Source organism: Streptomyces sp. DI166 (genome assembly GCF_900091315.1).
In the GTDB taxonomy this organism is placed as follows: domain Bacteria; phylum Actinomycetota; class Actinomycetes; order Streptomycetales; family Streptomycetaceae; genus Streptomyces; species Streptomyces fuscus.
In genome coordinates this window covers 1-12,417 of sequence record NZ_FLSP01000154.1, presented here as the reverse complement: position 1 = coordinate 12,417, position 12,417 = coordinate 1, and the positions used below count along the sequence as shown (strand labels likewise).

2 protein-coding genes are annotated in these 12,417 nt (G+C 74.0%); both read right to left on the bottom strand.

Translation table 11 applies throughout. From position 1 onward, the window contains the following. On the bottom strand, positions 1-1,430 hold a 1,430-nt coding region (locus GA0115233_RS38050), incomplete at its 3' end, for a type I polyketide synthase (protein ID WP_141689631.1). 29 nt (positions 1,431-1,459) lie between these two features. Next, entirely contained in the window at positions 1,460-12,409 is a 10,950-nt protein-coding gene (locus GA0115233_RS38045; protein WP_255310494.1) for a type I polyketide synthase, read from the bottom strand. Between the last annotated feature and the right edge of the window lie 8 nt (positions 12,410-12,417).

The window sequence follows — 12,417 nt, the reverse complement described above, 5'->3', positions numbered from 1 at the left end:
GCCTCACCAGCGGCGGACGACTCCTCCGACACCTCCTCCACAATCACGTGCGCGTTCGTGCCGCTGATGCCGAACGCCGACACCGCCCCCCGCCGGGGCTGTTCGTCCCGTGTCTCCCAGGGCAGGGCCTCTTTCAGTACCTCGACCGCACCGGAGGTCCAGTCGACGTGCGGAGTCGGCTCGTCCACGTGCAGCGTGCGGGGCAGGACGCCGGCCCGCATGGCCATCACGAGCTTGATGACTCCGGCGACGCCCGCCGCGTACTGCGTGTGCCCGATGTTCGACTTGACCGAGCCGAGCCACAGGGGCCTTCCCGGCTCGCGGCCCTGCCCGTACGTCTCCAGCAGGGCGTGTGCCTCGATCGGGTCGCCCAGCCTGGTGCCGGTGCCGTGGGCCTCGACGGTGTCCACGTCGGTGGCGGTGAGCCCGGCGTTGGCGAGGGCGGCACGGATGACGCGCTGCTGCGAGGGCCCGTTGGGCGCCGTGAGGCCGTTCGAGGCGCCGTCCTGGTTGACGGCCGAGCCCCGGATCACGGCCAGCACCCGGTGTCCGTGCCGGCGCGCGTCCGACAGGCGCTCCAGCAGCAGCACGCCCGCGCCCTCGCCCCATCCCGTGCCGTCGGCCGCGGCTGCGAACGCCTTGCAGCGGCCGTCGGCGGCGAGGCCGCGCTGGCGGCTGAACTCGACGAAGGGGAAGGGGCTGGCCATGACGGCGGCGCCGCCGGTGAGGGCCATCTCGCACTCACCGTTGCGCAGGGACTGCACGGCCATGTGCAGGGCGACCAGGGAGGAGGAGCAGGCGGTGTCGACGGTGACGGCGGGGCCTTCGAAGCCGAAGGTGTAGGCGAGGCGACCGGACATGATGCTGGAGGTGCTGCCGGTCAGGGCGTAGCCCTCGGCGCTGTCGGGGAGTTGGCCTCCGGTGATGCCGTAGCCGGAGTGGCCCCCGCCGACGAAGGTGCCGATGGGTTTGCCGCGCAGTTCGGCGGGGTCGATGCCGGCGCGTTCGAGGACTTCCCAGGAGGTTTCCAGCAGGAGCCGCTGTTGCGGGTCCATGGCCAGGGCCTCGCGGGGGGAGATGCCGAAGAGGTCGGCGTCGAAGTCGGCGGCGTCGTAGAGGAACGCGCCCTCGCGGGCGTAGCAGGTGCCCGGGTGGTCGGGGTCGGGGTCGTAGAGGGCGTCGAGGTCCCAGCCGCGGTCGGTGGGGAAGGCGGACACGGCGTCGGTGCCGGTCTCCACCAGGCGCCACAGGTCCTCGGGCGAGCGGACGCCGCCGGGGTAGCGGCAGGCCATGGCGACGACGGCGATGGGCTCGCGGGCCGCGGCGAGGAGCTGCCGGTTCTGCTTGCGCAGCCGTTCCGCCTCGGTGAGCGAGGCGCGCAGGGCCGCGACGACCTTTTCGTTCCTGTCGTTTCCGGTCGAGGTGGTCATGTCGTCTCCGTCGTCTCGGGTCTGTCGTCTCAGGAGTCGGAGTCGGCATCCCCGAGGGCCATCCGGACGAGGTCGTCGACCTCCATGTCCGCGATGGCTTCGGTGGTTCCGTCGTCGTCGCTGGGGGTGTCCGGTACCGCTTCGTCCCGGGCGAGGCGCAGCAGTGTCTCGGCGAGGCCCGCTTCGCGGAGGCGGTGGAGCGGGATGGCGGCGAGGGCGCGGGAGAGTTCGGCGTCCCCGGCCTGTTCGGGTGCCGGTTCCCACTCGGGTCCGGGCGCGATCCGGTCCAGGAGGTGCTTGCTCAGGGCGAGTGGGGTGGGCTGGTCGAATACGACGGTGGTGGCGAGGCGTACGCCGGTGGCGGCGCCGAGCCGGTTGCGCAGTTCGACCGCGGTGAGGGAGTCGAAGCCGAGGTCCTTGAAGGGCCGGTTGGGGTCGACGGCGCCGGTGCCGGTGTGGCCGAGGACGGCGCTCGCGTGGGTGCGGACGAGGTCCAGCAGCCGGTGTTCGCGTTCGGCGGGGGTGAGTCCGGCGAGGGCGGCGGTGAGGGAGGCGGCGCTGCCGGTGCCCTGCCCCGCGTCGGTGGCGCGGCCCCGTGCGCCGGGTTTGACCAGGGAGCGGAACAGGGGCCGGATGTCGGAGGTGGTGCGGGCGCGGGCGCGCATCAGGGGCAGGTTGAGCCGGAGCGGTACGACGAGGGTCTCGTCCAGGCGCCGGGCGGCGTCGAAGAGGGCGAGGCCGGTGTCGGTGTCCATCGGCTTGACGACGCCGTTGTGGCGGGCACGGTCGGCGGCGGCCCGGTCGAGGTGTCCGGTCATGGCGCTGGTCTCGTCCCACAGTCCCCAGATGAGGGACTGGGCCGGCATGCCTTGGGCGCGGCGCTGGTGGGCGAGGGCGTCCAAGTAGGTGTTGGCGGCGGCGTAGTTGGCCTGTCCGGCGCCGCCGCCGATGCCCGCCGCGGAGGAGTAGAGGGCGAAGAGGGCGAGGTCCCGGTCGCGGGTCAGCTCGTGGAGGTGGGTGGCGGCCTCGGCCTTGGGCCGCCACACCTGGGCCAGCTTGTCGGCGTTCTGGGCGGCGAGCGTGCCGTCGGCGAGGACTCCGGCGGCGTGGACGACGCCGGTGAGCCGGTGGGCGCCGGCGAGGGTGCGGGCGAGCTGGTCGCGGTCGGCGGTGTCGCAGGCGACGATGTCGACGGTGGCGCCCGACTCGGTGAGTTCGGCGTGGAGTTCGGCGGCGCCGGGGGCGTCCGGTCCCTGGCGGCCGACGAGCAGCAGGCGCCGTACGCCGTGCCGGGCGACCAGGTGGCGGGCGAGGCGGGCGCCGAGGGTGCCGGTGCCGCCGGTGATGAGGACCGTGCCCTCGGGGTCGAGGGCGGGCGGCATGGTGAGGACGACCTTGCCGATGTGCTTGGCCTGGCTGATGTGCCGGAAAGCCTCCGGCGCGCGGCGCACGTCCCAGGCGGTGACGGGGAGCGGGCTGAGTTTCCCGGCGGTGAAGAGCCGCAGGATCTCGGTGAGCATCTCGCCGATGCGGTCGGCTCCGGCGTCACCGAGGTCGTAGGCGGCGTAGGAGACGCCGGGATGGTCCTGGGCCACCTGGTCGGGATCGCGCCGGTCGGTCTTGCCCAGTTCCAGGAACCGTCCGCCGCGCGGCAGCAGTTCGAGGGAGGCGTCGATGTACTCCCCCGTGAGCGAGTTCAGGACGACGTCGACGCCGGAACCCTCGGTGGCCGCTTTGAAGCTGTCCCGGAAGTCGAGGTCGCGGGAGGAGGCGATCTCCTCGTCGGTGAGGCCGAGTTCGCGCAGCGCGTCCCACTTGCCGGGGCCGGCGGTGGCCAGTGCTCGTGCGCCGAAGTGCCGGGCGAGCTGGATCGCGGCCATGCCGACGCCGCCTGCGCCCGCGTGCACGAGCACGGTGTGGCCCTCGTCGAGCCCGGCCAGGTCCCGCAGCCCGTAGTAGGCGGTCAGGAAGACCACGGGCACGGACGCCGCCTGTGCGAACGACCATCCTTCCGGTACGGGGGCGAGGACCCGTTCGTCGGTCACGGCCAGCGGGCCGAGGGCGCCGCCCATGAGGCCGAGGACGCGGTCGCCGGGCGCGAACCGGGTGACGCCGGGGCCGGTCTCGGTGACCACGCCCGCGCCCTCGCTGCCCATCACCGTCTGGCCCGGGACCATGCCGAGCCCGATGAGCACATCGCGGAAGTTGACGCCCGCGGCGCGCACGGAGACCCGGACCTGGCCGGGCGCCAGTGGCTCGGTGGCCTCCGGGTGCGGCAGCAGGGCGAGTCCGTCGAGGGTGCCGGAGGCCGCCGTGTCGAGCCGCCAGGCCCTCCCGGCGGGCGGCACGAGCGCGCTCGCGTCGCGGGGCCGTACCAGGCGGGGGGTCAGCGGGGTGCCGGCACGGACGGCGACCTGGTACTCGTCCGCCTCCAGGGCGGCGGCGACGGCCGTGGCGAGCTGCTCGGCGGTCGGTTCCTCACCGGGGTCGAGGTCGAGCAGCAGGAAGCGGCCCGGGTTCTCCGTCTGGACGGACCGGATCAGTCCCCAGACGGGTGCGGCGGTGATGTCGGTGAGGTCGGTGTCGCGTCCGGCGGAGACGGCGCCCCGGGTGACGAGGACCAGCCGGGTCTCCGTGAGCCGTTCGTCGGCGAGCCACTCCTGGACCTGGGCGAGCACCCGCTCGGTGACCTTTCGGGCGGCGTCGGCGGGTGCGTCCGCCTCGGCGCCGGGAACCGCCCGGAGCACCGCCTCGGGCAAGGGCTCGGGCAGGTCCGCGAGGTCCGCGTGCACGGCCACGTCGGCGGGTACGGGAAGCGTGCTGCCGCCGAGCAGCGCCCACCGCTCGGACCGTACGGCGGACGGGGCGGCGACCGGTGTCCAGTCCAGGACGAACAGGGAGTCGGCGTCCGGACCGGCGGCGATCTGGTCGGCGGTGACGGTCCGCAGGGCCAGGGAGTCCACGGCGGCGACGGGGGTGCCGGTCGCGTCGGCGACCCGGACGCTCAGGGTGTCGTCCGCGTTCGCGGCGATCCGCACCCGCAGCCGGTCGGCACCGGCGGCGAAGAGGGTGACCCCGGACCAGGTGAACGGCAGTCTCAGCGCGGCCGGGTCCCCGGCGAAGGAGGCGAAGCCGATGGCGTGCAGGGCGGAGTCGAACAGAGCCGGGTGCACTCCGAAGCGGGCGGCGTCCGTCTTCGCCTCCTCCGGGAGCGCCACCTCGGCGAAGACCTCCTCACCGCGCCGCCATACGGCACGCAGCCCCTGGAAGGCGGGTCCGTAGCCGTAACCGGCGGTGGCGGCCGTCGCGTAGAACCCGGACACGTCCGCCGGTTCGGCGCCGGGCGGCGGCCAGTCGGTGAGCGCGGGCGACGGCTCGGCGGGCCGCTCGCTCAGCAGTCCTTCCGCGTGCCGTGTCCACGGGTGGTCCTGTTCGGCGTCCTCGGGGCGGGAGTGGACGGTGAGCTCGCGGTCGCCGTTCTCGTCGGGGGCGCCCACGACGACCTGGATCCGGGCCGCCGAGTCGGCCGCGAGGGTGAGGGGTTCGTGGAGGGTGAGTTCGGTCAGGTGGCCGCAGCCGGCTTCGTCGCCGGCCCGGATCGCCAGTTCCACGAACGCGGTGCCGGGGAGGAGGACGGTGCCCGCGACCGCGTGGTCGGCGAGCCACGGCTGGCTGCGGGTGGAGAGGCGGCCGGTGAGGACGGCCCGGCCGTCCACGGCGACGTTCACGCAGGCGCCCAGCAGGGGGTGGTCGGTGCTGGTCAGGCCGGCGCCGGTGACGTCGGTGGTGGGGGCGAGGGGTTCGAGCCAGTAGCGGCGGTGCTGGAAGGGGTAGGTGGGCAGGTCCACTTGGTGGGCGGTACGGCCCGCGTAGACGGCGGACCAGTCGACGTCCGCTCCGCCCACCCAGAGTTCGGCGGCGTTCGCGACGAAGCGGGCGTTCTCGTCCTCGTCGCGGCGGAGGGTGCCGACGACGGTGACCGGCCTGTCGGCGGCCTCCGCTGTGGCCTGGACGCTCGTGGTCAGGACGGGGTGGGCGCTGACCTCGACGAAACGGCCGTGGGACAGGGCCTGTTGGACCGCGTCGGTGAAGCGGACGGGTCGGCGTACGTTCTCGTACCAGTACGCGGCGTCCATTGTGGTGGTGTCCAGTACGTCGCCGGTGACCGTGGAGATCAGGGGAATGCGGGACGCCTTCGGTGTCACGGGGGCGAAGTCTTCGAGCAGCTTGGACCTGACGGCTTCCACGTGGAGGCTGTGCGAGGCGTAGGCCGCCTGGATCCGCCGGGCCCGTACCCCCGCCGCCTCCGCCGTGGCGGCGATCTCGTCCAGGGCCTCCGGGTCCCCGGCCACGGCCGTGGCGTCCGGACCGTTGTAGACCGCCACCGACGCCCGGTCACCGTACGGCGCCACCCATTCCGCGGCCTGCTCGGGACCGGCCGCGAGAGACAGCATCCCGCCCCGTCCCGAGAGTTCGCGCCCGGTGGTCGAGGCGCGCAGCGCCACCACGCGGGCCGCGTCGTCGAGACTGAGCGCGCCGGCCACCGCGGCCGCCGCGATCTCCCCCTGCGAGTGGCCCATCACCGCGGTGGGCCGGACACCCAGCGACTCCCACACCGCCGCCAGCGACACCATCACGGCCCACAGCACCGGCTGGAGCACGTCCACGCACTCCATCCAGGCGTCGTCGTCGCGGTGCAGCACCTCGGTGAGCGACCAGTCGACGTAGGGCGACAGGGCTGTCTCGCACTCGGCGACGCGGGCCGCGAACACCGGCGAGGACTTGAGCAGTCCCCGCCCCATCCCCAGCCACTGGGCCCCCTGGCCGGGGAACACGAACACCACGCCGTGGCCCGGACTCACCGTCCCGGACACGGTGTTACGAGCCGCGCGTCCCGCCGCCAACGCCTCAAGCCCGGCCGTCAGTTCCGCGCCCGCGCTCCCCCACACCACCGCCCGGTGCTCCCACGCCGAGCGGCTGGCGAGCGCCCATCCCGCGTCCACGGGTTTCACCGCACCGAGCGCCTCGGCGAGGGACGCGGCCCGTGCGCCGAGCCCGTCGGCACTCCGGGCCGAGAGCGGCCAGGGCACGACCGGGGAACCCGGCAGTCCTTCGGGCCCGGAGACCACCACCGGCCGGGGTGCTTCCTGCGCGGGTGCCTCCTCCAGCACCACGTGCGCGTTCGTCCCGGAGATACCGAAGGAGGAGACCCCGGCCCGCCGGGGGTGGCCGTTCGCCGTCCACTCCCGCGGTTCGGCGAGCAGCCGCAGGCCACCGGCCGACCAGTCGACGTGCGGGGTCGGCCGCTCGACGTGCAGGGTGCGGGGCAGCATCCGTTCCCGCAGGGCCATCACCATTTTGATGACGCCCGCGACACCGGCGGCGGCCTGGGTGTGCCCGATGTTCGACTTCACGGACCCCAGCCACAGCGGTCGTTCACGATCCCGCCCGTACGTGGCCAGCAGCGCGTCCGCCTCGATCGGGTCGCCCAGGTTCGTCCCCGTCCCGTGTGCCTCGACCGCGTCCACCTCGCCGGGTGGGACACCGGCGTCGGCGAGGGCGGCGCGGATGACGCGCTGCTGGGACGGACCGTTGGGCGCTGTGAGGCCGTTCGAGGCACCGTCCTGGTTGACGGCGGAGCCCCGCACCAGTGCGAGCACCCGGTGCCCCTTGGCCCGGGCGTCCGAGAGCCGTTCCACGAGCAGGACGCCGACGCCCTCGGCCGGGCCGAAGCCGCTCGCGTCGGCGGCGAAGGCGCGGCACCGGCCGTCCTCCGAGAAGGCGCGCTGACGGCTCATCTCCACGAAGCCCGCCGATGAGCAGACGACGGTCACACCGCCGGTGAGGGCGAGGTCGCACTCGCCTTCGCGGAGCGACCGGACCGCCATGTGCAGGGCGACCAGGGAGGAGGAGCAGGCGGTGTCGACGGTGATCGCCGGGCCCTCCAGGCCGAGTTGGTAGGCGATGCGGCCTGAGGTGACGCTGAGCATGTTGCCGGTGCCGAGGAAGCCCTCGACCTCGTCGGGCGCCGAGTCGAGCCGGGACAGGTACTCCGAGTTGAGGGCCCCGAGGAAGACCCCGGTCCGGGTGCGGCGCAGCGAGCCGGGGTCGATGCCGGACCGCTCCACGGCCTCCCAGGACGCCTCCAGTGCGAGCCGCTGCTGCGGGTCCATGGCCAGTGCCTCGCGCGGTGAGATCCCGAAGAAGTCGGCGTCGAATCCGGCGACATCGGTCATGAGGGCGGCGCCGCGCAGGTAGGACTTGCCGCGCGCGTCGGGGTCGGCGTCGTAGAGGGCGGCCATGTCCCAGCCGCGGTCCTCGGGGAAGTCGCCGACGGCGTCGCGGCCTTCGCCGACCAGGCGCCACAGGTCCTCGGGCGAGTGGACGTCACCGGGGAAGCGGCAGGCCATCCCGACGATCGCGATGGGCTCGTCGGTACGCCCGCCCCGGCCGCCCACGGTCGTGTCCTCGTCGTGTACGCCGGTCAGCTCCCCCGCGATCAGCCGCGCCACGGCGGCCGGGGTGGGGTGGTCGAAGGTGAGGGCCGCGGGGAGGCGCAGGCCGGTCGCCGCGTTGACGCGGTTGCGCAGTTCGACGGAGGTGAGCGAGTCGAAGCCGAGGTCCTTGAAGGGCCGTTCGACGTCCAGCACCCGCGGGTCGAGGTGGCCGAGGACGGCGGCGACATGGGAGCGGACCAGGTCCAGCAGGAACCGCTCGCGCTCGGCCGGGGGCAGCCCGCCGATCCGCCCCGCGAGGGCGTCCGTGCGGTCCGGGCCGACGGCGTCGACAGTGCGGCGGGCGGTGCCGCGCACGATGCCGCGCAGCAGTGGCGGTACCGGCTTCCCGGCGACGGCGGCGCGCAGGGCGGCGGTGTCGAGGTCGGCAGCCACGAAGTGGGCTCCGTCGCGGGCGAGGGCGGCGTCGAAGAGGGCGTTGCCCTGGTCGTCGGTGAGCGGGACGAAGCCGTTGCGGGCGACGCGGCCGATGTCGCCGTCGGCGAGGTGTCCGGTCATGGCGCTGGCCGTCGCCCACAGGCCCCAGGCCAGCGAGGTGGCGGGCAGTCCCCGGGCGCGGCGGTGCTGGGCGAGGGCGTCCAGGTAGACGTTGGCCGCCGCGTAGTTGGCCTGGCCGGGGCCGCCGAAGACTCCGGAGGCGGAGGAGTACAGGACGAACATGCCCAGGTCGGTGTCCCGGGTCAGTTCGTGGAGGTTGACCGCGGCTTCGACCTTCGGCCGCCAGACGGTGGCGAGCTGCTCCGGGGTGAGGGAGGTCAGCACACCGTCGGCCAGTACGCCGGCCGCGTGGACGACGCCCGTCAGCCGCCGCCCGTCCAGCAGCGCGGCAAGCTGGTCCCGGTCGGCCGCGTCACAGGCGGCCACTTCGGCGACGGCACCCAGTTCCCCCAGCTCCGCCACGAGTTCGGCGGCGCCGGGCGCGTCCGGCCCCTGTCGGCCGATGAGCAGCAGGTGGCGGACGCCGTACGCGGTGACCAGGTGGCGGGCGAGGAGCGAGCCGAGGGTTCCGGTGCCGCCGGTGATCAGTACGGTGCCGTCGGGGTCGAGGACGGGCGGCGTGGTGAGGACGACCTTGCCGGTGTGCCTGGCCTGGCTCATGTGCCGGAACGCCTGGGGCCCGCGCCGGACGTCCCAGGTCGTGACCGGCATGTGCCGCAGGACGCCCCGCTCGAACAGCGCCAGCACCTCGGCCAGCATCTCGCCGCACTGCTCGGCCCCGGCCTCCTTCAGGTCGTACGCCCGGTAGACGACGCCCGGGTGCTCGCGCGCCACCTGCTCGGGGTCCCGCTTGTCGGTCTTGCCCATCTCCAGGAACCGCCCGCCGTCGGAGAGCAGTTCGAGGGAGGCGTCGACGAACTCGCGGGCCAGGGAGTTGAGGACGATGTCCACGCGCCGGTTCCGGAACTTCTCCCGGAAGCCGAGATCACGCGAGGAGGCGATCTGGTCGTCGGTGAGACCGAGTCCACGCAGCACGTCCCACTTGCCGGGGCTGGCGGTCGCCAGGACGGTGGCCCCGAGATGCCGGGCGAGCTGGATGGCGGCGATCCCCACGCCCCCGGCACCCGCGTGCACGAGGACGGTGTCGCCCTGCCGGACGCCCGCCAGGTCCACCAGCCCCAGCCAGGCGGTCAGGTACGCCACCGGCACCGAGGCCGCCTGCTGGTACGACCACCCCTCGGGCACCGGCGCCACCATGCGGGCGTCGGCCACGGCCAGCGGCCCGAAGCCACCGTCGACGATCCCGACGACCCGGTCACCGGGAGCGAACCGGGTGACCCCGTCGCCCACCTCCAGCACCACACCCGCGCACTCGCTGCCCATGACGGTCTGCCCCGGGACCATGCCCAGACCGATCAGCACATCCCGGAAGTTCACGCCCGCCGCGCGGACCCCGATCCGGATCTGCCCGGGCGCCAGTTCGGCCACCGCCTGCGGGGCGGGCAGCAGCCGCAGCCCTTCCAGGGTTCCGGAGGCGGCCGTGTCCAGCCGCCAGGCCGGTTCCCCGGCCGGGGGCACGAGCGCGCCGTCCGCGTCGGCAGGGGCCAGCCGAGGCACCAGCAGCTCCCCACCACGCACGGCGACCTGCGACTCGTCGGCGGCCAGCGCGACGGCCACGGCGTCCGTGACCTCGTCGGCGGCCTGCTCGGCGGGGTCGAGGTCGACCAGCAGGAACCGGTCCGGCGCCTCGGTCTGCGCCGTACGCACCAGCCCCCACAGAGCGGCCCCTCGCAGGTCCGGTACGTCCTCGTCGGGCCGGGTGGCCACCGCGCCCCTGGTCACCACGGCCAGCCGCGACGCGGCCAACGCCTCGTCGCCGAGCCACTCCTGGAGGAACCCGAGCAGCGCGGCCGGGTCGGACGGCGGTGCGCACAGAACGGTCCCCGGGGCCGACACCCCGGCCGCCACAGCGGCCCGCAGTGCTGCGGGACCCTCGTACGAGTCGACAGCCGCACCGGCGAGCTGCACGGCGGCGGCGAGGCCGAGGGAGTCCTCGCCGACGACTGCCCAGGCGGTGGTCGTGTCGGCCGGGACGGTCGGGACGGTGGTCCAGCGCAGTACGAACAAGCCGTCGTCGCCCCTGCGGTCGCCCACCGACGTCAGCTGGTCGGCGCGGACCGGCCGCAGCGCCAGCGACCCCACGTGCGCCACCGCACGGCCCGCCGCGTCCGCGACGTCGATCATCACGGCGTCCGGCCCCGCCGGGGTCAGCCGCACCCGGACCGCCGACGCGCCGACCGCGGCCAGCGACACGTCGGACCAGACGTACGGCAACCGCAGCGCGTCCCGTTCGTCCGGCGCCCCGAACCGGCCGAGCCCGATCGCCTGGAGCGCGGCGTCGAGCAGCGCTGGGTGCAGCCCGAACCGGGCCGCCTCGGACCGCTGCTTCTCCGGCAACTCCAGTTCGGCGTAGACGGTTTCGCCGTGACGCCAGGCGGCGCGCAGGCCCTGGAAGGCGGGCCCGTAGCCGTAACCGGCCGCTTCGGCCTCTGGGTAGAAGGCGGAGATGTCGACGGCTTCGGCGCCGACGGGGGGCCAGACCGCCAGACCGGTGTCGGGCGGGGCGACCGCCTCTGCGGCGAGCAGTCCCTCCGCGTGCAGCGTCCACTCGTCCTCGGTGCCTTCGGGGCGGGAGTACACGGTCAGCGCCCGGCGCCCCTCTGACTCGGCGGCCACGACGACTTGGAGTTGTACGGCGCGCTCTTCGGGGAGCACCAAGGGCGCGTGGAGGGTGAGTTCGGCGAGGTGGCCGTAACCGACCTCGTCTCCGGCCCTGATCGCCAGTTCCACGAATCCGGTGCCGGGGAAGAGGACGGTGCCCGCGACGGCGTGGTCGGCGAGCCAGGGGTGACTGCGGAGCGACAGGCGTCCGGTCAGCACCAGACCGCCGTCCACCGCGAGGCTCACGGCCGCACCCAGCAGGGGGTGTCCGGCGGCGCCGAGGCCCAGTTCGGCGGGGTCGCCCGCGGTGGCGGCCGGCTCCAGCCAGTAACGCTCGCGCTGGAAGGCGTAGGCGGGGAGGTCGACGTGGGTGACGGTGCGGCCCGCGTAGACGGCGGTCCAGTCGATGTCGGTGCCCTGAACCCAGAGTTCGGCGGCACTGGCGATGAAGCGGGTGCTCTCGTCCTCGTCCCGGCGGAGGGTGCCGACGACGGCCGCCGGTTGCTCGGCGGCTTCGGCTATCGCCTGCACGCCCATGGTCAGCACGGGGTGGGCACTGACCTCGACGAAACGGCCGTAGGACAACGCCTGTTGCACGGCCTCGGTGAAACGGACGGGCCGGCGAAGGCCCTCGTACCAGTACGCGGCGTCCATCGTGGACGTGTCCAGAACCTCGCCGGTGACCGTGGAGATCAGCGGGAGACGGGACTCCTGCGGCGAGACCGGGGCCAGGACCTCAAGCAACCTCGCCTCGATGGCCTCCACTTGCGTGGAGTGCGAGGCGTAGTCGACCGGGACACGCCGCGCCCGTACATCCGCCGCCTCCGCCGCAGCGGCGATCTCGTCCAGAGCCTGCGGATCACCCGCTACGACCGTGGCATCCGGCCCGTTGTAGACCGCCACCGAGACCCGCTCACCGTACGGCGCAACCCACTCCGCAGCCCTCTCCGGGCCGGTCGCCAGCGACAACATGCCACCATGGCCCGCGAGTTCGTCTCGAACAGCGGCGGACCGCAGCGCCACCACACGCGCGGCGTCCTGCAGACTCAACGCCCCGGCGACTGCCGCAGCCGCGATCTCACCCTGCGAATGCCCGATCACAGCGGCCGGTTCGACGCCCAGGGACTCCCAGACGGATGCCAGCGACACCATCACGGCCCACAGCACCGGCTGAACCACATCAACCCGCTGCATCCAGGCATCGTCATCGCCCCGCAGCACCTCTGTGAGCGACCAGTCGACGTAAGTCGACAAAGCCGCCTCGCACCCGGCGATCCGCGCCGCGAACACCGGCGACGACTTCAACAGTCCCC